General features: G+C 35.5%; 26 protein-coding genes. 8 read left to right on the top strand and 18 right to left on the bottom strand.

Annotated elements, in window-relative coordinates:
* Positions 1-7: 7 nt before the first annotated feature.
* The 3 genes from DM447_RS16970 to DM447_RS16975 form a co-directional block, all read right to left on the bottom strand.
* Entirely contained in the window at positions 8-757 is a 750-nt protein-coding gene (locus DM447_RS16970) for a ZIP family metal transporter (RefSeq protein ID WP_112182367.1), read from the bottom strand.
* 126 nt (positions 758-883) lie between these two features.
* A complete protein-coding gene (locus DM447_RS18445; RefSeq protein ID WP_198663124.1) occupies positions 884-1,042 on the bottom strand; it encodes a hypothetical protein in 159 nt (52 codons plus the stop codon).
* A gap of 74 nt (positions 1,043-1,116) precedes the next feature.
* On the bottom strand, positions 1,117-1,551 hold the full coding sequence (locus DM447_RS16975; RefSeq protein WP_112182368.1) for an Lrp/AsnC family transcriptional regulator: 435 nt from the start codon (positions 1,549-1,551) through the stop codon (positions 1,117-1,119).
* A 158-nt stretch (positions 1,552-1,709) separates the two neighbouring features.
* Here DM447_RS16975 and DM447_RS16980 point away from each other — a divergent pair, with 158 nt between their 5' ends.
* Together DM447_RS16980 and DM447_RS16985 are read left to right on the top strand one after the other, a co-directional pair.
* Complete coding sequence (locus tag DM447_RS16980; protein WP_112182369.1) at positions 1,710-2,339, top strand: YitT family protein; 630 nt, start codon at positions 1,710-1,712, stop codon at positions 2,337-2,339.
* A 216-nt stretch (positions 2,340-2,555) separates the two neighbouring features.
* Positions 2,556-3,161, top strand: a complete 606-nt coding sequence (locus DM447_RS16985) for a hypothetical protein (RefSeq protein WP_112182370.1) — start codon at positions 2,556-2,558, stop codon at positions 3,159-3,161.
* A gap of 32 nt (positions 3,162-3,193) precedes the next feature.
* Here the strand turns inward: DM447_RS16985 and DM447_RS16990 are convergent, their stop codons facing one another.
* Complete coding sequence (locus tag DM447_RS16990; RefSeq protein WP_112182371.1) at positions 3,194-3,826, bottom strand: response regulator transcription factor; 633 nt, start codon at positions 3,824-3,826, stop codon at positions 3,194-3,196.
* Between the two features lie 431 nt (positions 3,827-4,257).
* On the opposite strand from DM447_RS16990, the gene DM447_RS16995 reads away from it, so the two are divergent.
* Complete coding sequence (locus DM447_RS16995) at positions 4,258-5,016, top strand: XRE family transcriptional regulator (protein WP_112182372.1); 759 nt, start codon at positions 4,258-4,260, stop codon at positions 5,014-5,016.
* 316 nt (positions 5,017-5,332) lie between these two features.
* On the opposite strand, the gene DM447_RS17000 is transcribed toward DM447_RS16995, so the two are convergent.
* From DM447_RS17000 to DM447_RS17025, 6 genes are all read right to left on the bottom strand, one after another.
* Positions 5,333-6,670: an MATE family efflux transporter gene (locus DM447_RS17000; protein ID WP_112182373.1), complete on the bottom strand. Its 1,338-nt coding sequence runs from the start codon at positions 6,668-6,670 to the stop codon at positions 5,333-5,335.
* A gap of 119 nt (positions 6,671-6,789) precedes the next feature.
* On the bottom strand, positions 6,790-8,022 hold the full coding sequence (locus tag DM447_RS17005; RefSeq protein ID WP_112182374.1) for a M20 metallopeptidase family protein: 1,233 nt from the start codon (positions 8,020-8,022) through the stop codon (positions 6,790-6,792).
* Between the two features lie 17 nt (positions 8,023-8,039).
* Entirely contained in the window at positions 8,040-9,239 is a 1,200-nt protein-coding gene (locus tag DM447_RS17010; protein ID WP_198663125.1) for a cystathionine gamma-synthase family protein, read from the bottom strand.
* A gap of 25 nt (positions 9,240-9,264) precedes the next feature.
* Positions 9,265-10,473: a M24 family metallopeptidase gene (locus DM447_RS17015; RefSeq protein WP_112182375.1), complete on the bottom strand. Its 1,209-nt coding sequence runs from the start codon at positions 10,471-10,473 to the stop codon at positions 9,265-9,267.
* A 939-nt stretch (positions 10,474-11,412) separates the two neighbouring features.
* Positions 11,413-13,095 carry a PucR family transcriptional regulator gene (locus DM447_RS17020; RefSeq protein ID WP_112182376.1) on the bottom strand — a complete coding sequence of 561 codons (1,683 nt, stop codon included), beginning with the start codon at positions 13,093-13,095 and terminating at the stop codon, positions 11,413-11,415.
* A 137-nt stretch (positions 13,096-13,232) separates the two neighbouring features.
* Entirely contained in the window at positions 13,233-13,556 is a 324-nt protein-coding gene (locus tag DM447_RS17025; RefSeq protein ID WP_112182377.1) for a MerR family transcriptional regulator, read from the bottom strand.
* A 214-nt stretch (positions 13,557-13,770) separates the two neighbouring features.
* On the opposite strand from DM447_RS17025, the gene DM447_RS17030 reads away from it, so the two are divergent.
* Entirely contained in the window at positions 13,771-14,490 is a 720-nt protein-coding gene (locus DM447_RS17030) for a DUF421 domain-containing protein (protein WP_112182378.1), read from the top strand.
* A 69-nt stretch (positions 14,491-14,559) separates the two neighbouring features.
* Complete coding sequence (locus tag DM447_RS17035) at positions 14,560-14,850, top strand: HesB/YadR/YfhF family protein (RefSeq protein WP_112182379.1); 291 nt, start codon at positions 14,560-14,562, stop codon at positions 14,848-14,850.
* A 45-nt stretch (positions 14,851-14,895) separates the two neighbouring features.
* Here DM447_RS17035 and DM447_RS17040 read toward each other — a convergent pair whose 3' ends face one another.
* The 5 genes from DM447_RS17040 to DM447_RS17060 all read right to left on the bottom strand — a co-directional run bounded on the left by DM447_RS17040 (position 14,896) and on the right by DM447_RS17060 (position 21,806).
* On the bottom strand, positions 14,896-16,386 hold the full coding sequence (locus tag DM447_RS17040; RefSeq protein ID WP_112182380.1) for an amidase: 1,491 nt from the start codon (positions 16,384-16,386) through the stop codon (positions 14,896-14,898).
* A 106-nt stretch (positions 16,387-16,492) separates the two neighbouring features.
* On the bottom strand, positions 16,493-17,650 hold the full coding sequence (locus DM447_RS17045) for a family 43 glycosylhydrolase (RefSeq protein WP_112182381.1): 1,158 nt from the start codon (positions 17,648-17,650) through the stop codon (positions 16,493-16,495).
* Between the two features lie 624 nt (positions 17,651-18,274).
* Positions 18,275-19,963, bottom strand: coding sequence for a formate--tetrahydrofolate ligase (locus DM447_RS17050; protein ID WP_304466260.1), 1,689 nt, complete (start codon positions 19,961-19,963; stop codon positions 18,275-18,277).
* Between the two features lie 170 nt (positions 19,964-20,133).
* Entirely contained in the window at positions 20,134-21,312 is a 1,179-nt protein-coding gene (locus DM447_RS17055; protein WP_112182383.1) for an aminotransferase, read from the bottom strand.
* Positions 21,309-21,806, bottom strand: coding sequence for an Lrp/AsnC family transcriptional regulator (locus DM447_RS17060; RefSeq protein WP_112182384.1), 498 nt, complete (start codon positions 21,804-21,806; stop codon positions 21,309-21,311). Before DM447_RS17060 ends, DM447_RS17055 begins: the two co-directional genes overlap by 4 nt.
* 168 nt (positions 21,807-21,974) lie before the next feature.
* Here DM447_RS17060 and DM447_RS17065 point away from each other — a divergent pair, with 168 nt between their 5' ends.
* From DM447_RS17065 to DM447_RS17075, 3 genes are all read left to right on the top strand, one after another.
* Entirely contained in the window at positions 21,975-22,670 is a 696-nt protein-coding gene (locus DM447_RS17065; RefSeq protein WP_157967315.1) for a class I SAM-dependent methyltransferase, read from the top strand.
* A gap of 35 nt (positions 22,671-22,705) precedes the next feature.
* The gene (locus tag DM447_RS17070) at positions 22,706-23,533 is read left to right on the top strand and encodes a DUF2268 domain-containing putative Zn-dependent protease (RefSeq protein ID WP_112182386.1); all 828 of its coding nucleotides are present in this window, start codon (positions 22,706-22,708) and stop codon (positions 23,531-23,533) included.
* Between the two features lie 77 nt (positions 23,534-23,610).
* Positions 23,611-23,859, top strand: a complete 249-nt coding sequence (locus DM447_RS17075; RefSeq protein ID WP_369974631.1) for a hypothetical protein — start codon at positions 23,611-23,613, stop codon at positions 23,857-23,859.
* A 58-nt stretch (positions 23,860-23,917) separates the two neighbouring features.
* Here DM447_RS17075 and uraH read toward each other — a convergent pair whose 3' ends face one another.
* The 3 genes from uraH to DM447_RS17090 form a co-directional block, all read right to left on the bottom strand.
* Positions 23,918-24,274: a hydroxyisourate hydrolase gene (gene uraH, locus DM447_RS17080; RefSeq protein WP_112182388.1), complete on the bottom strand. Its 357-nt coding sequence runs from the start codon at positions 24,272-24,274 to the stop codon at positions 23,918-23,920.
* A 15-nt stretch (positions 24,275-24,289) separates the two neighbouring features.
* Positions 24,290-24,790: a 2-oxo-4-hydroxy-4-carboxy-5-ureidoimidazoline decarboxylase gene (gene uraD, locus DM447_RS17085; RefSeq protein ID WP_112182389.1), complete on the bottom strand. Its 501-nt coding sequence runs from the start codon at positions 24,788-24,790 to the stop codon at positions 24,290-24,292.
* A 155-nt stretch (positions 24,791-24,945) separates the two neighbouring features.
* Positions 24,946-26,562 (bottom strand): PucR family transcriptional regulator, encoded by a 1,617-nt coding sequence (locus tag DM447_RS17090; protein ID WP_112182390.1) that lies wholly within the window; start codon positions 26,560-26,562, stop codon positions 24,946-24,948.
* Positions 26,563-26,657: the final 95 nt, after the last annotated feature.

Here is a 26,657-nt window from a genome sequence, read left to right on the forward strand (position 1 = left end):
AAGTACTTTAACCAAGATGATGTAAAAATAACGCTAGAAACATACCTAGAGTTGTAATAAATCCAACAATTGGTCCTCCTTCTTTATAAGCTTCTGGCATCATTGTCGAAGCTACCATTGCAATTATCGCTCCTCCAGCGAAAGCACTCGTGATCGCTTTAACACTATCTGAAGCAGCTAAAAGCAAGACCCCTGCACCAGAACTAATAGCAGAAAACCCAACAACGAAAAGCCAGAGAATGAAAATTCTCTTTTTACTATACCCACTTTTCTGCAGGCTTACTGTACTTGATAATCCCTCTGGAATGTTACTTATAAAAATCGAAACAACTAATGCGGCACTAACCTTATCCCCATTTGCAATACTCATGCCAATCATTGCTGATTCTGGTAATGTATCCATAATTGTACCAATGAACATACCCAAACCCGAACTTGATTGATCTGTACCGAATGCTTCCGGCTGTTGATCCGGTTTTGTTTCTTTGCGTCTTTGACCACCGCGATGGGAAACTAAGATGTCTAGTATTGTAAAGATAAGTGCACCACCCAAGAAGCCAATTGCTATTTCGGTAAAGCCACTTATTTCAAGTGCGTCTTCTAATAATTCATAGCTTGTTGCTCCAATAAGTGCTCCTGTCCCAAGAGCCATAATAAATCCAATCAATCGCCTTGGAATAGAAAAATATAATGACATACAAGCACCTAGTAAAGTAGCAGAAGCGGCAAGAGTTCCCCAAAATACTGCGTTGCCCATTTAATCACCTCTATAGATAAAGAAAAACTTCGCAATAAACAATGCGAAGTTTGATTCATTCTTTTCTATAATTAATTTGCACAATCGGAGCAAAACTATTCTTAGGTCTCCACTTCATAATTTTACTTATGGCTTACGAAGTGCTCTTCTTTCTGCATAAGGAACACATTTATAACAAACTTGTACCTTTTTACCTTGGTCATCAAGATATGTTTGAGGTTGGGACGCTTTTTGACCACAAATATAACAACGTTTTGGTGCAAATAGACCTTTTAACCAATTCACATCAAAAACCCCCTTTTTATGATTATAAAATAAAAGAAACAATAAATTCAAAGAAAAAGGTTACCTTTCTTCTACTATTGTGGCGAAACCTTTCGGTAAGAAACTGGAGAAGCCAAAACGGTTGACGTGTTAATCGTTCCGTAGGGCATTAAACTATCTATTAGTAAGCGCATCCGTTCCATATTAGAAACTGCAGCCTTTAAAAAGTAACTGACATCTCCTGTTACACGATGACATTCAATAATATCATGTTTTTGTTGAACGAGAGATTCAAATTCACTTGGAGAAACTTTTAACGCACTAACCTGAATAATCAGTAATATTTCTCTTCCTACTCCAGGCAAAGAAACTCTCGCACTAAATCCTTCTATTATATCTTTCTCCTGCAAACGATGTAATCTTTCTGTCACACTTGGTCGACTTAATGCCAATTTTTTTGATAAATCACTAATCGATAACCTTCCATCTTCCTGTAAAAAATCTAATATTTGTAGATCAAGCTTATCCATTAGCACCACCCCTTAACAAAATGCATATTATACAAGCAATATAACTACTAATTCATATTATATTTATAATTTTATCTTCATTTTTGTATATTTATTTCTTTAATATTATTCTAACATAAAATATAGAAGGTATTTATTATTAACGAAGGGGTTAAAATATGAAAAGAATAATGAACATTATTTTTGGTATTATTATTGTTAGTGTTGGTGTACTCACACTGAAGCATGCAACTATTATTACAGGTGGCACTGCAGGATTAGCCTTAAATCTCTCTTATCTCATATTACATCCATTCTCTTTAATCTTCTTTTTAGTAAATATTCCATTTTATCTCTTTTCCTTTATTCGAATGGGGTGGCGATTCACTCTGACTACCATTCTCTCCGTGAGTTTCCTCTCCATCTTAACAAGTTTCGATCTACTATTGCCAACGATTACGTTACCTATTTGGTTTGGAGCAGTACTTGGAGGAACTTTTATAGGTTTAGGTTTATCTCTTTTATTTGCTAACGGATCGTCTCTAGGAGGCGCAAATATTTTAGCACTATTTTTACACAAGCGTTATAACTTTAATCCAGGTACAACTAATTTTTTATTTGATCTTATTGTCGTAATGACCGGTATATATACAGTTGGTTTCATTCGAGTGCTTGCATCAATCATTTCGATTGCAATGACTTCTTTTATTATTAGCTACTTCAAAAGTAGAATTGCTGAAAAAAATGCAAATATGATAAAGGTCAAAAAGACTGTTAAACTACAAACACAGAAAATACCTACACATTAATAGGTATTTTCTGTGTTTTTTATATAGTAATACTTGATACCATGGCATTTTTCGCTCTTGCCCTTCGATATATTCAGAGCATTAACGTTCCTAATCTTAAAACGGCAGTCTTACGGACGGTCTCACCGAAATAAAGTAATTTACTTATTTTGCTTCTTTGACTATAATTTAATGGTATGATTTTACTATAGGATAGTGAAGGGATGACTTTATAAGTTGAAGAAGAACACGATAATTACACTTGCGATCATATTTATATTAGCTATTGTTGGAATTGTGATACTAAATCAAATCCGAACACCTAAATTAGCAATTGAGGAGTTAGAACGAATTAACTATCAAGATACCTTCTCACAAGAAACTGATGATTATCTTGTGTATTTTTGGCAAAATAGTTGTGTTTATTGTGAAGAGGTAGAACCCGAAGTAATAGACTTTATCCAAAATAAAGAAACCGCTTTACTTCTTGTTGATATGCAAGATGCAAATAACCAGAGCTCTTGGTATGATTGGGAAAGTCACCATGAAGAATATGATATTAAAATCGGGGAAGTAAAAGAAAATGGGGAAGAGCAACTTAGTGAAGATGTTTTGCTTGAAGACTATACAGAAGATACAGATATTCTCTGGGAAATCAAGGTGAATGAAGATGATGAAATTATTATCACACACAACACCCCATACGCTAGCACAGAACCTGCGACAGCCGATGATATCGAGATTACTGGTACACCAACAATGATTCAAGTTAAAAATGGAGAATTTGTTGCCTATGCAAATGGATTGGAAGAAGTAAGAGCTCTATTAGAAGCAAACAAATAAGAGGGGGATATTCCCCTCTTATTTTTATATCCTTATACATATATCCACTTTTGTTTTAGTGCTTTTAACACAGCGTTTGTTCGGTCCGGCACCTCGAGTTTTCTCAGGATAGAACTAACATAATTTTTGACTGTTTTATCAGATAAATATAAGTGTGTTGCAATATCTATATTATTATAACCTTTAGATAATAATTGTAGTACTTCCCATTCTCTATTAGAAAGTAACCCAATTGGTTGGCTTGGTACTTTTGTTTGAATTCGTACGTAATCTGCCAACAAAAGACGAGAAAGCGCAGGATGGACATACTTCTTATCTTTTTGAACAAGTTCAATTGCTTCTATTAATTCTCTTTCTTCCATTCCATTATAGAAATAACCGTCCAAATTTTTTGTGAACAATTCATTTAATTTCTTACACTCTTTATCAGCAACCCAAATAATCACCTTTTTATTAGCTTGCTTATAAATTTCAATTATCTCTTTATGAGAGAGGTCTATCTCTAAGTCTAAAATGATCATATCGCTAAGTTCATTTGTAATTAAATCATCAGAGTAACTCGAGCCATCACTGACACGTATTACTGATTCTTGAAATCTCCGATTAAGCAATTGAACAATACCCTCTCTTAATAACGAGGGTTTTTTAACAAATAATATTTTCATTTTTATCACCTTTAAGTAAATTTAATTCATTTATGTATTTGCTTACAAGTTGTTATAGTAAGTTAAAAAAGGAAGAGAAAACTTGCTTAATCTGTCGTATTTTCTTTATTTAACTAAAAATTAATCCGTACTAAATATAAAAGTATATTTTATAATTTTTAATGATGATTAAAATCAGTAAATTGTGGTATATATGTACTATACCTTTTGTCACCCCCTAAAAGTTTAAAACCATTTTTATTACGTTCTTGTATATAATCTTGCTTTCAGTATTATTTTACCTAAATCAATAGTAATGATTTAAATCAATATAGTCAACTTTATTTTGATAAAAATCACTAATTTTACTAATAATTGTTTATGATTGATACAAATTCCCTATCTTTGTATTAGTATTAAAGTAACGAAATTGAACGGAGGGCTCTACGAAGATGCATACAATAGGGTTACGCATAAAACACTTACGAACCGAAAAAGGCGATTCAATGACAACATTAGGAAAGGCAATTGGTACAGACTCAGCCAATATAAGTAATTGGGAAAATGATAAACGAATACCCGGAGGAAAATTCATTATAGCTTTAAGTGAATATTTTAAAATTACAGCTGATTGGTTATTAAAAGGAAAAATAGGTGAGGAAACAAATTTTATCGAGCCTTCGCTTTTTATATCTAAAAAAAATGAATTGCATTCACATTTTTCTAGTTTAGCTTCAGAAGATCAACACTTTATCCAAGCCTTTGTTAGTTTTTACAGCAATTATAAAAACCGCGAACAAGGGATAACAACAGAATTTTATCAAGAGCTTCCATTACTTAAAAACAAACTAACAGGATCTTTATTATATGCTAATGATAATTTGCTTAAGTATATACCGATACCAAAACAACTCGCAAATGAAGGTGATTTTCTAATAATTGCTCCTGAAACTAAGGGTATTAAACAAGGGATTCAAACTGGAGATATCATTATTATCAAGAAAAAATACAAGGTTCAAAACGGACAACTAGTAATGGCTACGACTACTGATGGGGCCGTTAATCTGTATACTATTAAGAAAAACCAACAAATGATTCAATTAATAGCATTTGACCAGACAAAAGAAAGTGCTAATTCCAGTACAGAAGGCATTCAAATCCATGGTGTTGTTACAGGGGTATATAAATCAGAAGGTATATCGCTAGTCTAATTATACTATGTTGGTTTAGTACATAAAAAACTACAAACAAAAGCACTAACTACTCAAGAGTTGAATAGTTAGTGCTTTTATTTTGCCAATTCATTACAAGTCTTTACGGATTCTAGTAATCACTAAAAATCACTAGTTTTTCCACATAACACTATGTGTACCTCAAAAACTCATAACCATGACTTCCCCATGACATGCACTTTGTATCTATTTAGTAAATTCACTATAGCATGGAAGCAATCATTAACCTAGAATGTTGTTAGATTTTCTTACGTGAATTTTTAAATCCAGAGAATTCTTACAAAGGTCCACTTTGTCAATCTTGGAATAATTTCTTCTCTTTCCACTTCCCAAAACGATAATACATAAATGCAAATATACTGCTTAATACAAAACTTAGTCCCATTCCAATTGCAATACCCTTTTCTCCTATCGTTTCAGATAATAAATATGTTAATGGATAACGAAATAACCAAAAAGATATTACATTTAGAATTAGTACTTGATACATTGCACCAGCAGCTCGAACAATCCCATTTAACACAAAATTAACACCAAGAAAAGGATAAAAGAATGCCACAATCATCAGGAATTCAGAACCAAATCGGACTGCTTCTGGCTCTTGAATAAATAATTGAATGACTATACTAGCTGTCAGTAAAATAACTGACATGATGACTCCCATGATTATAAAGTTATAGATCAGCCCATATTTTGCGATTTGTCGCACTCTCTCCCATTTCTGCACACCAATATTTTGACCTGCCATACTATTCATGGCAGTCCCTAAAGCTTGAGCAGGGAGAATAAATAAGCTATCCAGACGTTGAGCTGCACTAAATCCAGCGACGACAGATTCACCATGCGATGTGACTACGCTAATAATAGCAGCTGATCCCGCAGAAATAACTGCCATCTGTAAACCTGAAGGAATTCCTAATTTCAAAATTAATTTCACTTCTGTTGCTTTTGGTAGGAATGGGAACACAAATGGTGCAAGATTACGTCTAAAGACAAAAATAATCCCATACAAAAATGCCACACCTTGTGATAAAATCGTAGCATATGCAGCACCTGTTACACCCCAATCTAATCCTGAAATGAAAAGGGGATCCAAAATAACATTTAAAATTACGGCTATGATAACAAATCTCAAAGGGGTCCGACTATCACCAAGCGCACGAAGCACTGTCCCAATAAAGTTATATCCTACTAGAAAGAAAATACCTAATGAATTAATACGGAGATAGGTAACTGCATCGTTGTGCATCGATGTAGGAGTTCCTAGTAAATTTACAATCCCTTCGGATGCTAAAAAACCAATAGAACCTAATAAAATCCCTAAAATACTTAACGTAACGACAAATGCATTAAGATAAACTTTTAAACCCTCTTCGTTCTCTTTAGCTTTTTGTTGAGAAAGAACCGTTAATGTTGTATTGTTTATACCTATAATGAAGGAAAGTAGTACGAAAATAATTGTACTAGATACAGCAATAGCACCCAGCGCATTACCTCCAAGTAAATTCCCCACCCATAAACTATCCGTAAATTGATAAGAAACTTGTAGTAGATTTGTCACCATAATTGGTGTTGAAAATACGAGAAGTTGCTTTATAATATTTCCTTCTGTGAAATCTTGCTGTTTTCTCATCAATTTAACTCCTTTGCTGTTCCTACTTGAATCTATTTATTGTATCATCTTTATTTTTAAAAAAGTAAAGATGTGCTTCCTTTTATCTCCAATGAATTAGAAACAAATTAAAAAGCTTCCTAACAATTTTCGTTAAGAAGCCTTTCAGTAGTATAGTATTCTCTAAAATAACTGTCTATTGTAGCTTTTATTATTCCAGTCCCTATCGAAAGTGCAGCTTCATCCAACATAAAATCTGATGCATGAAGTGAATGCTTCGTCTCTTCTGATTGAGCACATCCAAGAAAAAACATTGCACCGGGGATTTCTTTCGTGAAATGTCCGAAGTCTTCTCCACCCATACCGTATGGCGCATGGCTTATTTCCATACCAGGAAACAGCGACAATCCTGCATTTTCAATCATATCTATTAATTGATCATTATTATCTAATACTGGTTCGCCACTTTCTATTTCAAATTGATAATCCCCTTCAAAAGAGTAGACCAACTGAGCTACTTGGTCAATTTCTTTAATAAGTTGCTTTCTTACTTTATCTGAATAAGATCGAATAGTTCCGATAATTTTCACCGTATCTGGAATAATATTTGGATTTTGACCCCCACTTACTTTCCCTACGCTTATTGTTCCCACTTCTAATGGATCTATTTTCCTACTAATTACGCCATAAAGGCCCTGGAGGACAAATCCTAGCATCCAGATTGGATCTTTACTTTCATGTGGATAGCCACCATGTCCTCCCTTTCCCATAATAGTCAGACAAAAATTATCAACATTCGCCATACTTGCACCCTTATTAACTTGAATTGATCCAGTACGTTGCCAAGGACACATGTGTAAAGCTAAAAATGCATCTACTTGCTTCGTTAGACCAGCTTCTATAAAGTAAGGTGCGCCCGTTTTACCATCTATATCAGTATCCTCTTCCGCCGGTTGAAATATGAGCTTTACCGTTCCTCGAAAGTTTTCTGTTTGATAATCAGAAGCAACTAATACTGCTACACCTAATAGAATTGCCATATGGGCATCATGACCACAGGCATGCATGACACCTGGGTATGCAGAAGTATATGGGAGATCATTTTGCTCTGTGATTGGAAGTGCATCCATATCAGCCCGAATACCAATTACTGGACCACTTCCCTTCGTAATAGTTGCTATAATGCCATGTTTAGCAATTCCTCTTTCAATGGTAAATACGTTCAATGACTCTAACACTTCTACAATATAATCACTCGTTTGTGATTCTTGAAAACTCAATTCTGGATATTGATGAAAGTGACGTCTCCATTTATTTAACTGTTCTTCTAGTGCATAAGCCTGGTCCTTAATTAGATCCAATTGTTGTCTCATATGCACGACACCTCCTATCACGTAGTTGCAAAAAGCTTTTCTGGCAACAAGTGAAAAGCTTGCTCTAAATCATCTAGCAAATCTTCAATATCCTCTATACCAGCTGAATAACGAATCAATCCTTCTGGTATTCCCATGGCCGCTCTTTCCTCTGGAGTACATTCAACATGACTGGTCGTTCTTGAAGGACCTACCACTGTTTCAACAGCTCCTAAGTTCGCAGCTCGATTCGCATATTTCAACTTGGGTAACAAGTGACGAACTGTATCCACACCACCTTTTACAGCAAAACTTAACATACCACCATATTGTTTCATTTGTTCTGTTGCAATGGAATGACCAGGATGACTCTCTAATCCTGGGTAATATACCGCTTCAACAATATTTACTGTTTGTAAATATTTAGCCACCGCTAACGCGTTTTTACATTGTTTATCGACACGAAGCTTCAGTGTTTTCATTCCTCGGAGTAACAAGTATGCAGCCATTGGATCCAATGTTGCTCCATTAATTTCTCGATAATGATAAATCGCTTCAACTAATTCCTCAGATCCACAAACAGAGCCTCCTAGTGCATCCGCGTGTCCTCCTAAATATTTTGTTGCACTATGAATTACCAAGTCAGCACCTAATGCTAATGGGTTCTGATTAATCGGTGTTGCGAAGGTATTATCAACAATTACAACAGCTCCTGCCGCTTTTCCAACCTTCGCCATCCGTTTTATATCTGTTATTTTCACTGTCGGATTCGTAGGTGTTTCTAAATATAGTACGTTGCATCCTTTGGCAACTTCTTGCTCAATAGCCTCATGGTCGCCTGTATCACAAAGAACAACGTCAATATTCAATTTAGGTAAGAATTCTGTAAATATTTTATTTGTTCCACCATACGTGTCCTTAATTGATATAATCCGATCACCTGGTGAAAGTAATGTACCTAATGTGTTACTAATTGCTGCCATTCCAGTTGAAAAACTAGTAGCAGCTTTTGCTCCCTCAAGGTCTTTTATTTTTGCTTCAAATGCTTGCACAGTTGGATTCGTATTACGACCATATATATGACCTTCTTTCTTCCCGATTGCTACATCATACCATTCATCCATATCATCATAACCGAAAGATACACTATGAACTACTGGTACTTGTGTTGCTCCAAAAGCTAATGAATCTTTTTCTCCTGCCCATATTGCACGCGTTCCTATTTTTGCCTGTTTCATTATTATTCCCTCCAATAAAAGCTGATTAACTAATTATTCCTGATTGCTGTGTTCGTGGAAATGGATCTTGAACAATTAATTCTCTTGGATAATTTGCTAATGTTTCACATCCATTTTCCGTGATACGTACGGATTCACTTATTTCAATACCGTGTTGATCAAACCATAAAGCTGGAATAAAGTGAAAAGTCATATTTGGCTGCAAAATCGTAGTATCTCCTTTTCGAAGACTAGCGGTGTGTTCTCCCCAATCAGGCGGATAATTTAGTCCAACTGAATAGCCAATTCTCGCTTCTTTTTTAAAGCCGTATTTTTTAATCGACTTTCGCCAAACTTCTTCTACTTCACCACAAGTCATTCCTGGTTTCATCGCCTGAAGAACTTTATCCATTCCTTCCAAGACAACGGATTCTAAGTTTTGTAATTTACTAGTTGGTTTCCCTATAGATACAGTGCGTGCTAATGGAGAATGATATCGTTTATAACAACCAGCTAATTCAACAATTACAGCTTCTCCCTCAATATATTTACGATCTGACCATGTCAAATGAGGATTACCTGTATTCTCTCCTGAAGGAAGTAAAGGAACAATCGAAGGATAGTCACCACCATATTCCTCTGTACCACTAATCATGTTGTAGTACATCGTGGCGGCTGCATCACATTCTCTAACACCCGTACGAATCATTTCTGTACCCCTGAACATCGCTTGTTCAGCAATCTTTGCTGCTCTTTTCATATAGTGAATCTCCTGATCCGATTTAACCATTCGAACATAGTTGACAATCAAATCACCATCTTTAAATATTGCATTGGGTAAACCGCGTTTCAAACTATCATATGCCTTTGCTGAGAAATAATAATGATCCATCTCTACACCAATATTGCGATTACCTTGCCCGATTTGCGTCAATACTTCTGCAATATAATCCATTGGGTGATAGTTAGTCGAATTTACATAATAATCAGGATATGCCATCACATTTTCATCATAAAGCCATGTTGTAGCTTTCACTCCATTTGCATCCATATATCGTCCAATCCAAATTGGCTGTGCTTCATCAATAATAATAATTAGCATTTGATGCACATAAAAAGACCATGCATCATACCCCGTTAAATAGTACATATTAGCTGGATCAGAAATTAATAGGACATCAATTCCGCTTTCAGACATTTTTTGTTTTGTTTCTCTTATCCGATTTTGATACTCGATCAAATCAAAAGCTAGCATGTGCATTCCCCTTCCTGAATTAATAGAATATCTACTAATTCAAGTATTATTATCAGAATATTTATATATTTCTTTCTATTGTAAGGTTTGATCACATTTTATGTAATGTCCAAAATGTATGAAGTGATTTTTTTCTTTCCTACACATTTGCTAGGTGTGAGCACAAGCAATAATAATTTAATTCAACTTTCGAAGACTGAAAAGAGCAGATAAGACTTGGTCTAACTAGAAAATCACACAATACAAAATTTAAGTTGACTTCCCTTCCGTTTCACCTTAAGAACTTGATAGAAACTGCGACATAACATGCCGCTTTGGAAATATACTTCGCTTTCCGTGGGCACGGCTTCAGCTAACTTAGTAAAGCAAAAAACGCTTTACTAAGTGGATCTTCAGCCCGCGCTGTTCCCACAGGAGTCTACGTATATTTCCAAAGCTAGATATATGTTCTTTCGTGAGTTAAAAATTAGAATTATGAAGGAAAGACAATCCCTTTATTGTTAGTTTAATAACGTACACTTTAGCAATAAACAAGCTTATCAATTGTTTTGTTTTAAATTATAATGTGAACCTCAAAAACTAGTGAAAGAAGTAAGTGGTTGAGAGTCCTGTGGGATTGCGATTACTAACCCAATCGAACGCATGTGCTGCACCTACAGGACAAGGAATGCATCTAGGAGTTCATCCATTTGCTTGAGAAGCGGGTCAGGGGATTCTGTTAGGTCGCTGTTGATGGTAATTCAGATGCAAGTAACGTTAGTCAGAGTCTGTGCATGTTTAGTTATATTACAGTCCTTTAGAAAGTAGCTTCTTTTAAAGACCCCATCAAGCAATATATCAGCTGTTAAATCACTTCTCTTGACCAAACCAAATAACCGAACTACAGTTGAGATCTACTATAGTTCGGTTATTTGATTGACTTATTTTACTTTTGTCTCTTTATTGATTATCATTTTTCACTTGTTGCAGTTTCCAAATACGAACACTTAGTTCCAGTAAAAATGCATCGTCTGAATCAACTAAAGATAATTTTGTTAATGTTTCAATATTACGTAGACGATGTAATAATGATTGCCGATGTAAATTTAGGGCTCGGGCCGTTTGACTGACGTTTCCTTTATATTGATTATATGTTGAAAAAGTGTGGACAAGATCTGTCTGACGTTTTTGATCATAAATTAATAAATTATTTAAAGTCTGTTTCACAATATCCTTAACTTCTGGTTGATCAGATAAAGCCATTAACAATCGATCCACCTTCGTATCCTCATACATCGTTCGATTTCCGTAACCACCCTGTTCAATACCAATTTCAAGCGCAATTTTGGCTTTCCGATACGCATCTGAGAAGGAATAATCATCAATTTCTGGAGCTGCAATACCCCATGATATTACAATACCTTTCAACAACTCGCTTACACGACGTTCTACTTTATCTAAAAATTGATTAGCTATCTCCATATAAGCTTCTGGTGTTGCTTCTAAAAAGATGATTACTTTTCCAGCATCAAATGTCGTCATCGTTTTCACTGAAAATAATTCTCCAGCGTAAGTAATCTCCTTTTGAATGGCATAGTTTTGACTTTGTAAAGAAGAATTCTCTGATCGATCATTATCATATTGTTTAATAGCTTCACGATAATATAAATCTCCGACTAGACAAATATAATAGTACGTTAGGTCATATCCAAGTAAATCTGCTTTAGCAATTAAGTGATTGTCTTTGGCTACTTTCTGTTGCGCTAATTGTAAAACAAAATTATCTTTGAGTCGTACTTCAGTTAATTCAATTGCATTTTCTTTAACAAAGTATAAAGCGCATGCCGTTAATGCATGTTCTAATACATTCATTACAAACCACGAAAGTTGTTTTTTTTGTGTTGATTGCACCAATAAATACCCTTGTATCTTATGATTATTAATGACAGGGAGATAATAAATTGTTTGTTCCTTAACCTGATACGCTTCTAATAAATAATATAATGGATGTTCTCCCACTGATAAATCACTTTTACTAGTTTTTTCTTTATGCTTTAATTCTGTTTGAAAAGGTGTTAACCACTCATTAGAAAAACTCCTGTTTGCTCGGATAGAAAACTGGTTATCACTAATAGCAAGTGGTAAGTGTACATATTTATATAAAACCTGCGCTATATCCTGTAATCCCTTGTCATTCAATACACAATTGACCAATTGCTGACGAACGATTTCCGCCTCTTCTCTTTCGTCTTGTTTATCCGCAGTAATTTTCTGCATAATATTTGCTACAATATCACCAAACCGAACTTCCCAGGGTATATCAATTAAAATTAAATGTGACTGATTTGCTATTTGCAATAGATTACTAGGTATATCAAATACATATCTACCCGTGGCAAAGGCTAAAACGGAAGCACCAGATTGAATAATGTCTTTAACAAATGTTTCTAAAGCTTCCGGATCATTTTTGCACCCAATACCTGTCGTTAGTACAAATTCATTTTTACGTACAAAATTCTCAACTGGCGACTCTATGACAGATACCCACTCAATATTATTTGTTACGAGATTAGTTTCTCCTGCTTTTATTGTTGAAGATTCAAAGATTGAAAGTTCCAATATTTCTTGTGCCAATAACCCCATTAACTTCACCCCACAAAAAGGAATAAGATGATCAGACGCTATTCTATCGCATCTTAATCATCTTAGTTACTGTTATTTTAACACCCCTTCATTTTACCAAATATTCAGATAATTAAAATTAAATTTATCCGTTAATTTTAATCTTTTTGAATTCCAAAGCGAGCATTGATTTCCCCTCTTAGCAATTCTTTTCGGCCTTTACGTTCATCTTTACGTTTCTTTTTCAGCATCTCTTGTCTAATTTCGTAAGTTTGTACGCCTTCTTCTCTTTTATTAGCAATATCGATTAGTTGTTCAACATCCGCAAATGAATATTTACGATTACCTTTCGGAGAACGATCAGGAAAAATCAATTTCCTTTCTTCATAATACCGAATTTGTCGTTCGGTTAAGCCGGTTAGTTCACTTACGACGCCAATCGTGATTACTTTCCTCTCCTTATATGAAGGATTGTCAATCATAATTTTCACCGCCAAACTTCTTTTGTGTTTGTATTTTAGTTATTTCTTCTATTATACACAGTTTAATCGGTTATCTATATAGTTATGTCATATTATCTAACAAACAACAGGTAAAATAAACTTCCAATCAGAGAAATCATCTATAGTAAGACCACCATTGTATATTTTTTGACATAAATCACATTATAAAAAGTATAAAAAAGGAGCTCATACGATGGAGACTTTGAAAGATGTATTTTTAGTATTGGGACGGATTATTACAATTTTGCCTTTATTACTTGGTGTTACTATTTTCATGGGGAAACGGGCTATTGGAGAGTTACCTGTGTTTGACTTTTTAATTGTGCTAACACTTGGATCAGTGGTTGGCGCAGATATTGCAGATCCGAGTGTAAAGCATTTCCCAACCGCTGTAGCTATTATGGGCATCGGTCTGCTTGAAAGATTTGTAGCGCATATTAAATTAACTAATCGAAAGATAGGCCGAGCATTGACCTTTGAGCCAACCATTGTCATTAAAGATGGACAATTTTTAAGAAAGAATATGAAAAAAATACGCTATTCTATTGATAATATTCTTCTAATGTTACGACAAAATGATGTTTTCTATACAGAAGATGTTGAACTTGGAATCATTGAAGCAAACGGTAAACTGAGTGTTTTTAGAAAAGCTGAAAAGGACACACCAAACCGTGAAGATTTCGGTATTTTAAAACAAACCGATAGTATTTCACTTCCTATTATAATTGACGGCAAGTTGTATAAGTCTGTTCTAACTAGTTTACAAGTTGATGAAGCTTGGTTAATTGAAAAGCTAGAAAGACAAGGTATAAATCAGATTGAAGATGCTTTCTTTGCTTCCTTAACAGAAAACCTTTCACTTTATGTCACGATGAATTGCACTGATTTAGAGGTACCTCCGCTATATCACTAATAGCATGTAATTAGACTCGTACTGTCTTACTGATTTTGGTATAGTGTAAGGGAAGGAGGCGTCACTCAAATGGAAATATCTATTACGCAACCAGCGGTAAAATGGTTTATAAATGAAATGGAATTAGAAACAGGAGATACGATTCGCTTTTTCGCTCGTTATGGCGGGCATGGGGGAATACACAAAGGATTTTCACTAGGAATATCTACTAATGCTGAAGCGAATAATCCAATTATGCAAATTGAAGAACAGGGAATTACTTTCTTTGTTGAAAAATCAGATGCTTGGTATTTCGACAATATGAATTTTCATATTAAATATTCACGTAAACTTGATGAAGTTGATTTTTTAATAGAGTAGTATGTTGAGCGGCTCGTTTCATAAAAACGGCCGCTTATTTCATGATTAAGCAAATGAGTATTGCTTTCTATTTATCCATAGATCGGATTTTTCTAGTTGACTTGCGATAGTAAAGAGCATGTCTTCTTTACCTTTTGCTGCGATAAATTGTACGCCCATTGGTAGACCCTCATTGGTTAGATAGGTCGGAACACTCATCGCTGGTTGGCCTGTTAAATTAGCTAATTGTGTATATGGCGTATAGGTTAAACTAGGTAAAAACATTTCATATACCAGCTTTTGTTGTTCTGTCATTGTTAATTGATCGATTACTTTTAACTTTTCTATTTGTGCTTTAGTATGCGTTAATTCTCCATTTTTAGGTGCTGGATGTGCATTTGTTGGTGTTACATAAAAGTCATATTTCTGATGAAATTGTGCCATTTGTAGCGCAGCACTATCCCAACCTGCAAGACTTTGGCTATAAGCTGCTGCAGACACCTTTTCTCCAGCCTTATGTAATACCCATGTAACGATCTCCATATCCGCTAACGTTAACTCTCTACCTAACATTTTCTCCAAATTGATAATAACATGATTCATTTCCCCACTGTTCATCAAATAATAATTTTTCATTAGTGCTGTTCCCTCGACTGGATTTTCAAGTTCTTCTACATGGTGGCCCTGACCTTCTAACCACTTGACAACTTTTTGAACCGCTTTTTTAGCATCTTCACTAACTGGGGTCCCTACTGGCGAAGCAGTGGTAAAAGCAATTCGATACGTTTGATCCGTTGGTTTACGAACAAGTTCTGAATAACTCCCATCATATAGAGGTGTTTGAAAGGCTGCCTCAGGCTGGATCGTTTGCAAGAGATCTAGGAGTGCAGCACTATCCCGAACGGAACGTGTTAATGCAAAATCAATCGACGCTCCTTGCCATTGTCTTCCTACACCTGGTCCTACTGGCGTTCTTCCTCTCGTAGGTTTGAGCCCAAATAGCCCAGTAAACGAAGCTGGGATACGAATTGAACCACCACCATCACTCGCACCAGCAACAGGTACAATTCCTGATGCAACTGCTGCGGCAGAACCGCCACTTGATCCACCTGAAGAGTGATTAAGTTTCCATGGATTACGTGTCATACCATATGTTTTAGGTTCCGTAATATTTTTTAAACCGAATTCAGGTGTGTTTGTTTGTCCCAAAAATAAAAAACCAGCTTCTCGTAATTTTGCTACGAGGTTTGAATCAGCTTTGGCTACATTGTTTTGCAATAATTTTGAACCAGAACTCAGCACCTCTCCTTTTATTGATTGGGAAATATCCTTTAATAACATAGGGACACCAAAGAATGGCTGATCTATTCTATCTTCGTTACGAGCTTCCCGATAAACCTTATCTTTTCGTGTCCGAATTACCGCATTTAGGTCTGGATTTACTTCTTCTAATCGACGGAATGCCACGTCTAGTAATTCTTTCTGCGAGACTTGTTTACTTTTAACTAGTTGCGCTAAACCAATCGCATCATTATCTTGGTATGTTTTTATATCCAATGCTGCACCTCCGGAATTTTTTCATCTTTTTCTAGTATAGCCAACTTCCGTTCAAAAGAAAAAGCACATGCCTATTAAGAAGGACATGTGCTTTTTAAGACTCCATTTATTTTACTGTTATCTGAGCTACTACTTTTTGATTAGTCGGTTCAACTGTATCACCCGGTATCCCAAAGTATGGCGTGCCATCTTGATTCCAAAACAGCCTTTGAATTCTACCATGACGATTATGGTCATACAATGGATTGCCTTCTACCTCTTTATATGGACGTGCATGATAAACCAATACATCAAATCCGTCTTCATCTACACTAAAGCTGTTATGACCAGGTCCATACTCACTTGTTTCATCACTTGATACAAAAACAGGTTCTGGTGTTTTAGTCCATGATGCAGGATCTAATAGATTACTATTTTCATCAGCAGTCAATAATCCCATTGCATAGCGATCATCTGTTGCAGCACCAGAATATGCAATAAACACTTTACCATTACGATGAATCATTGCTGGACCTTCATTCACATAAAAGCCTGCCTGTTCCCAATCATATTCTGGAGTGGATAACAATACTTGTTTCTTAATTGTCCAAGGGTTTTCCATCTCTGCAATGTACATATTCGAGATTGTATCATTATCGACTTTTTGTGCCCAAACTAAGTACCGCTTATTATGATGCTCGAAAGTGGTTGCATCTAATGAAAAACTTTGAAATTCAGTATTTATTTGTCCTTTCTCTATCCAATTAGCCTCTAATGGATTAGCTCCGTCAGCTTCTAAAACATATGGTCGAATCTCCCAAACATCATCTTTTTCACCAGCCGCGAAATAAAGATACCATTTACCGTCAATAAAATGTAATTCTGGCGCCCAGATATGTTCAGACATTATTCCACTCTCATGTCTTTCCCAGACAGTTACCTCTTCTGCTTCAGGTAACTCCTCAATTGTTTTAGCACGACGCAATACAATTCGATCATATAATGGATAAGAGCCTGTAAAGTAATAATAGCCATCTGTATGTTTATATAAATACGGATCTGCACGTTTTTCAATTAGTGGTTTAGGAAATGTTTTTACTTTAAGAGTGCCCTCAACAGTAAATGAACCAGGACTTTTTAGATCGACAGCGTTTACATTTTCCCAATCAACCGGAAAATCTGCTTTAATTCCATTCTCTAACTCAACTTCAACATGCTTAGGTAATGTCGGTGATTGCCCTAATGCAATCGTTTCTTTACTAGTAGGTATTGTTTTTATTTGCATTTATTATCATCCTCTCACATAATCTGATTCTATTATAACAAAAACGTACTTATAAGTAACTAAAATTACCTAAATATTTTTTACATGTACGTATGTTTGTTTAAATGCATTATAAATATATTAAATAGGTAAATCCACATCATGAACTGAAAAATTAAGCCTTGGTGAACTTAAGAAGTCTTGCAATTAAAAGTTAAAATTAACCTCGTAGTCTTTTCGTTTTCATCTTACGAACTTGATAGAAACAGCGACATAACATACCGCTTTGGAAATATCCTCCGCTTTCCGTGGGCACGGCTTCAGCTAACTTAGTAAAGCAAAAAACGCTTTACTAAGTGGATCTTCAGCCCGTGCTGTTCCCACAGGAGTCTACGTAAATTTCCAAAGCTAGTTCAGATTCTACATGATGATTGCGTATGGAATAATGACACTTTAGTGAAAGATAAGCTTATCAATTGTTTATATTCTACATTACAATTACAGTTTTTCTTCAAACTAGCGGAGGAAGCACTAGGTTGAGGCTACTCGAATACTTTTTATTTTCATAATAGTTGGTGGCTACGAGACGAGTAACCATGGACGTTGAGTAAAAAAGAAAAAGGCCTCTTTTGGAGACCCTTAGACTTAGAATAAACCGACTGCATTCCCGCTTTCATCTACGTCCATTTTCAGTGCCGCTGGTTCCTTAGGCAAACCAGGCATTGTTAGTACATCGCCAGTTAGCGCAACAAGGAAACCTGCTCCAATAGATGGACGGAATTCTCTTACTGTTATAATAAAACCTTCTGGCCGACCTAGTAAGTTTGGATCATCTGATAAAGAGTATTGTGTTTTCGCCATACATATCGGCAGTTTATCCCAGTTATTAGCAATCATTTCTGTGATCTGTTGCTTCGCTTGCACAGTAAATTGTACACCTTCAGCACCGTAAACTGTTTTTGCGATCTTCTCAACTTTACTCTCAATTGAATCTTCTAATTTATAGAGATAATGAAAGTTGCTCTGTTTTTGTTCAATGATCTTAACAACCTTTTCAGCAAGTTCTAATCCACCTGCCCCGCCATGTTCCCAAACCTCAGTTAATGCAACAGCGACACCTTGTTCTTCACACCATTCCTTAACATAGGCAACCTCTGCCTCTGAATCCGTAATAAAACGATTAATCGCTACGACAAATGGTAGACCAAACGCTTCGATCGTTTCCATATGTTTTTTTAGATTTTTCATTCCAGCTCGTAATCCTACAATATCTTCTTTCTTTAATTCTTCTTTATTAACGCCTCCATGCATTTTCAGCGCGCGAATAGTCGCAACAATTACCACAGCATTAGGATCGAGCTCCCCAATTCGGGCTTTAATGTTTAAAAATTTCTCCGCACCAAGATCAGCACCAAAGCCAGCCTCCGTGACAACAAAGTCACCAAGTTTACTTGCCATCCTTGTAGCAAGTAAACTATTACAACCATGCGCAATATTGGCAAAAGGACCGCCGTGGATAATCGCAGGTGTATTCTCAAGCGTTTGTACGAGGTTCGGCATAATTGCTTCTTTTAATAGCAAAGTTAATGCACCTGCCATACCTAAGTCCTCAACGGTTACAGGAGTACTATCTGATCGATAACCCACAACAATTTTAGCCAATCGACGTCGCATATCTGCTCGATCTTTTGCTAAACAAAAAATTGCCATTATCTCTGATGCTACCGTAATATTAAATCCATCTTCTCTTGGTATACCTTGTTTTGGACCACCTAAACCAACAACAACATTACGTAATGCGCGATCATTTAAATCAACAACACGTTTCCAAACAATACGACGTGTGTCTATTTCACATGTATTCCCTTGAAAAATATGGTTATCAATAAAGGCAGATAAAGCATTATTAGTAGCAGTTATAGCATGAATATCACCAGTAAAGTGCAAGTTAATATCCTCCATAGGGATTACTTGAGAATATCCACCACCACTTGCTCCACCTTTAAGACCCATTGTCGGTCCTAATGAAGGTTCACGTAATGCAACAATAGCTTTATGCCCAGATCGATTAAGCGCTTGACCTAATCCAACGGTAACAGTTGACTTGCCTTCACCAGCTGGTGTCGGATTAATAGAAGTTACCAATATTAATTTACCGTCTTTTGTATCTTTGAGTCGATCCAATACAGAAAGTGAAAGTTTTGCTTTATATTTACCATAGGGCTCCCATTCCTCATCCTGTAACCCAAGATTTGTAGCAATCTCTGTAATTGATTTAATCTTTGCTTGGCTAGCTATCTCAATATCTGTTGGCACATCTGTTGGCACATCTATCTTCTTTTTCATCAACTCAACTCCTATATTTCATAGTAATCACTATGTGAAATTATGAACGAATTAATTATGATTATACCAAATCTAATCGTTTATGTGCATATACTATACTTAAACAAAAAATAGCCTCTAACTACTTTTAACAGTGCATTAGAGGACTTCTTATACTTTTATTGTATTTGTTTCTCTTCAACAAATTTACGCATCCGCTTCATTGCAGTATCCAATTGTTTCATCGAAGTTGCATAAGAACAGCGTACATAACCTTCTCCACTCTCACCAAATACACCGCCTGGAACAACAGCAACTTGTTGCTTCTGTAATAATTCCTCCGCAAAATCTTCCGAGCTCATCCCGGTTGACGTTACAGATGGAAATACATAAAAAGCTCCACCAGGTAAATGACAAGAGAGTCCCATGTCTTTTAGTGCTTTAACTACAAAGTTTCGTCGTTGCCTGTAACTTGTTTTCATTTCCAGCACACTACTTCTACCATTTCGCAATGCTTCTAATGCACCATGCTGCGCCATAGTAGGTGCACACATAATCGTATATTGATGAATCTTTGTCATTGCTTCTATAATTTGTTTCGGGCCAGTTGCATAACCTAAACGCCACCCAGTCATTGCAAACGCTTTTGAAAAACCAGAGATTAAAATGGTTCGTTGTGCCATTTCTTTTATAGCGGCAAAACTTGTAAATGTTTCGTCATACGTTAAATCTGCATAAATTTCATCGGAAATAACAATAAAATCATGCTTCTTTGCAAGCCTTGCAATTTCCTCCATCTCTTGTTTGCTTAAAACAGCTCCTGTTGGATTATTAGGACTACAAATCATTAACGCTTTTGTACGTGGTGTAATCGCCGCTTCCATTTGACTTGCTTGGATTTTAAATGCATATTCCTCTGTTGCATTTACTGTGATCGGAACTCCACCAGCTAAACGTACAGCAGGGACATAAGAAACAAAGCTCGGCTCCACAACAATTACTTCATCACCAGGATTTAATATCGCTCGCAATGCCACATCAATCGCCTGGCTAGCACCTACCGTAACGAGGACTTGATTTTCCGGATTGTATTCCAACTCATATTCTGTTTTTAAAAATTTGCTAATTTCTTGTCTTAACTCGAAAAGACCCGCATTTGCAGTATAAGAAGTAAACCCGCGTTCAAGTGAATGGTAACTAGCTTCAATTACATTCCATGGTGTGACAAAATCAGGTTCTCCTACACCTAATGAAATAACATTCTCCATTTTTGAAGCCAAATCAAAAAAACGTCGGATTCCAGAAGGCTTTAATTGATCGACATGGTGTGCAACATATGATTTCTCTTGTGTTTTCATGGCGATACCATCATCCTTCTATCTTGATCATCATCTTCTTCAAAAATAATGCCATCATGCTTGTATTTCTTCAATACGAAATGCGTAGTTGTTGAAACAACGCTATCTAATGTTGATAATTTATCTGATACAAATCGACTAATTTCCATCATTGTTTTACCTTCTACTGAAATCGATAAATCATAAGCACCAGACATCAAATAGAGGGCTTTTACTTCAGGAAATCGATAAATGCGTTCGGCCACTTTATCAAAACCAGTTCCTCTTGTTGGGGTCACCTTAACATCTATCATCGCTGTAACACCATCATACTCCAATACTTTTGCCCAATTAACTAAAGTTGAGTATCCTAAAATAGCACTTTCTTTTTCGAGTTTTTCCATCATTTCTTTCGTTTTATCAACATCCAAATCAAGCATACTTGCAATAGTTTCTACTTCTAAACGGCCATTTTTCTCTAAAAGTTTTAATAATTCTATTTCCTTCTCTTCCATGCTGTCCACCTACTTTTCTATGCTTTTCAATATTAAGATTATTTTGATAATTATAGCTAATCGTACTACAAAAGTACGATTAGGTAAATAACCAATTAACTACGATTCCATTTTACTATGTTCTTGCATATTCTAACAGTGAATAATTACTCAGGAGGAGCAAACTTAATGAAACTATCCTATACTGATATGGTTGCAATGTTTGGTATTGGCGGTGCCCACCCTGGAGGTCTGGGGATTATAAAGCAATGGGTAAAAAGGGTAAATCCAAATCCTCATCAAAGAATCTTAGATATTGGGTGTGGTACTGGACAAAGTTTACTTTATCTCGCCGAGAATACAGCAAGTCAGATCGTTGGAATTGACCAAAATGTATTGATGCTAGAAAAATCCTCTCAACGATTAAAACAGCATCCTCATGTTAACATCATACAGGCAAACGCAGAGGACTTACCTTTTCCTACACAATCAATTGATCATATCATTTCCGAATCAGTTACAGCTTTCACCAAAATTAAAGTTGCATTAAAAGAATACCAACGTGTACTGAAACATAACGGAATTCTAACGTTACTTGAAATGACGTCCAATCGCCAGTTAACTCCTGCTATACAAGATGAGATCAAACAATTTTATGGTGTTACCGCATTAATGACTGAAGAAGGTTGGATCAATGCGTTAAAGGAAACAGGTTTTAAATCTATTGAAGTTGAAAAAATCCCTGATTCTTTAGAAGCAGTGATTGATTTTGATCTAAACCAATCGATTGACCCTGCATATTTTGATTTAATGGCTAATCATTACAACTTAACAGAAAAGTATAAAGATGATTTAAGCGCACGCTTATATTACTGTCGAAAATAATCCTATAATTGAAAAGGAGGTAATATACCATTGGGGTGATTCAAACTAATAAATGGTTACAAAATTATTTAGCAACTAAAACAGGTAAATTTCCCGAGAACTTTGTTGTTCATATGGACACACTATGTGATCCGTTAGTTGCTTACTTTATAGATACAGATGCCCAAACAATTCAATGGCACCTTCTTCAACACGGCCTATTCTATCCTGATCCCCATGATAAACATACTATCCTTGCGATGTTTAAAAATGATTACTGGGGAATAGTTGAAGAACAATTTAATTCACTAAAACAAAGATGGAAAGGACCTGAAGTTCCGGTATTTCTTTTCCCATCGGACTTTACCAACAATCGTCTACAAGAAGAGTTTAGCGGCCTTTCTGGATTAAGCTATCCAGATAAAGTTTTTTTATTTATTAAAGATGATACCTCTCCCAAAAAACTAGAAGCTTTATTGACACATGAATATAGCCATGTTTATAGATTGCAATATAAGCCATTAAAAGATAAAACACTTAACTTATCTGATGCCATTGTGTTAGAAGGTATTGCAGAAATTGCTGTGCAACAATTAGTTGGCAATACCTATTTATCAAAGGCTACTGGCCTTTATACAAAAGAAGAAGCGCAATTCTATTGGAATGAATGGATAAAACCTAATCAACATCTTGTTAAAACAAACCTTCAACATGATCAATTAATGTACGGTGGAGAAGACATACCTAAATGGGCTGGTTATAACGTAGGGTTTCATCTTGTTAAAAATTATATGGAGAACAACAACATATCTTTGTTAGAGCTATTACAGATGCCCACAGATACTATCATTGAAAAATCTGCGTTCGACAAAAATGTGCGCTAGCCACCCGTCACCTATCCTATACAAATTCTATACTCCTGTCATATAGTATACTAACTCGGCAGGAAAGGAGTTTGCTTATGTCTCATTATCACAATCTTTGTAATAAAAACATTGGTCGTCCTGTATGTATTCGCACGATAGACGGTAGAGAGCACCGCGGTGTTATTCATCGCGTTAATGCTACACACGTTTATTTACAACCTATGCCTTCTAATAACCTTGGTGGATATGGTTATGGATTTTGGGGTCCAGGTGCTGGATTTGGATGGGGCGTTGCCCTTGGTTCAATCGCAACGTTAGCAGTACTACCATTATTCTTCTGGTAATATACCCTTTATGTATAACGAGGTAGGACTGTTTGTCCCGCCTCGTTTTTGTTACGTCTCAACTACCGCGATAAATTTGATAACCCCACGGTGATACCAATAACGGTATATGGTAATGCTCTTCCTTATTCGTAACGACAAAGCGAACCGGAATCTCTTCAAGAAAATGTGGTTCTTCTAAATCCATTCCTTTCCTTCTAAAATAGGAACCAATATAAAAGACTAATTCATATTGTGCTTGCTGTAATTCTGCTGTAGTTAATAATGGACTATCTAAACGGCCATCAGCATTTGTAACAACACTTTTGCGTATTGCCTTTATATTATTAGCTACAATTTCATATAATTCTATTTTAACATTATTTGCTGGCTTTCCATGTGTTAAATCTAATATATGCGTAGTTAATCCCGCCATTGGTAATCTCCTTTACTATGATTGCTTGATTTTCTCTTTTAACCGTAAGAAGGCAATTTTATTTATTTCTGTTAATGCTATTTCAAACTCTTCCTCTTTGGGTTGTAGGAATCGTTTTTCCATCGTTTGATAAATAATTGACTTATCCATACCCTTAACAGCAATAATAAATGGAAATCCGAATTTATCCATATAGGCTTTGTTTAATTTTAAAAAGGAAGCTAATTCATTCTCCGTTAAATCTTGCAAGCCTGCACCCTGCTGTTCCTTAGTCGATGCATCACTCATCTTTATTTTATTTCCTAAATTTGGGTGCGCGCGCATTAATTCCAGCTTTTCTTGTTTTGGGACATTTCCTACCACTTCCGACATTCTCTCAAATAATTGGTCAAAAGACGCAAACGGACGAAATACCTCCACTTTCTTTGCAACCCACGGTGATTTTTCAAAGATGCCACCTAACAATTCAATAAAATCCTCATTTGATAATTGATTGACTTCCTCTATTTGCAGCATTTGCTCATCTCCCCCACCAGATACGGATAATCTCTCTTAGTTTATACTATTACTACTATCTTATAGACAATTCTGAAAATAGTCATTGTCTATTACATACAATAGACAATCTTTTTATTGATCGTATTATACAATCGACCCTCAAAAAGGTTTGCTTATAACTCTAAAATGGTTTGCATCCGCAATGCTAAACGTACACGCAAGGAAAAATCCGGGTCTGTGAGAGGATGCCCGATAATTTCCTCGCACTTTTCTAATCGATAAACAACTGTATTACGATGTACATATAATTGTTTCGCAGTCTCAGAGATTTGGCAATGAGATTCCAAATAAACAAACAATGTTTGTAACAACGTTTGGCGATCATGTTGTGTCGGTTTAGCTAGGTCTTTTAATGTATTATGATAAAAGTCTACTAAATCATTTTCAGGTAGCATGCGTAAAAGCTCCAGTACATCCTTTGTTTGATAATATTGCATAAATCCTTTTTTTCCCGCTAATTGTCCAGCTTTCAGCGCATCTTGTGCTTCTGTGAAACTTGCTTTCACTTGAATGAAACCACGTGCTAAATTGCTAATACCAAAAGAAAGTAAATGATCAAATCGATCTAATATCTTTGTTTGAATGGTAGTTAACGCTTCTGTAATAACTGTATTTATTTCCATATGCACAGCATCTGCTTCAAATAACAAGACTACCAAATCACCTCTTGTAAAAAGATGTATCGATAATGGTAAACCGTCTAATTCTTCTTCGATAAATTCATAGATGGTGTCCATTTTACGTTGATTACTTGTAAAACTTTTTGTAGAGCCTAATTTATCAACTTTTCCTATAGTACATAGATAATAACTATCACTTTGTAGTGCAAATTCCTTTGCACGATTCAATGCCTCTTGATCTGAAGTAAAGCGATTTTCTGTAAAGTGAAAGAAAAATTCATTTCGGATTCTACGTTCATAATGCTTCAATGCATTTTCCTTCATCAATTCGAACGAAATAACATTAGCAGCTTGTTCTAATGTCAACATTTCTGCATGATGATCTGGACGAACATGTCCAAATATAATCAAATAGCCAGCTATTTTTTCATACGTATAAACAGCAGAAACCGTATACGTTTGTTTCTTTTCCATAGTTGAAAAGGTAAACAAAGAAGTTTTTGGAAAATATGCACTTAAATTATTTGAATAAAAATTGTCTATCACTTCACTTATTACATCACTTTTCTCTGAGCTAGCAATTGTTTTTCCGTAAGGATCCACAAGAACCACGGGAGAACGAATTAATTCTGTTACATGCAGCAATAATTTTTGAATGCCTTTTCCACTCATAATATGATCAGAAAATTGCTTATGCGTATCCAATGCAAACCTTAGCTCATCTGTTCTTTTATCCAAAATACTACTTAATGTTTGATTAACAATATCCCCAAGTGATGTATCTATTGGTAATTCAATAATAGGAAACTTCAACTCGTTAGCAAGCGCTTTCACTTCATTTGGGATTTCCATTAAAAATCGCTGTGTTTTAATCCCTAAAGCAGCACAGCCTTTTTTATCCATTGCAACAATTAAATCTAACAGAAGTTGTGGGTCATCTTTTACATGATAAGCTGTAGTTACCAATAACTCATTTGGCTTCAAATAATTACTTATATCAGGAGCATCCATCATATTAACATGTAAGATCTCATTTTCTTCCCCATCTAATCCCGCAATGATACTACAACCAGCTAAGGCCGGAATTTTCAAAGCTTCAGCTATATTCATATCAACATCTCCTTAAATATAAAACGTAACCGTATAGGTATAATTATCTATTCTATCACAATAGTTTGAACTTTTGTTTATTCTGCATAACAAAT

Source organism: Paraliobacillus zengyii, from assembly GCF_003268595.1.
Classification (GTDB): Bacteria; Bacillota; Bacilli; order Bacillales; family Amphibacillaceae; genus Paraliobacillus_A; species Paraliobacillus_A zengyii.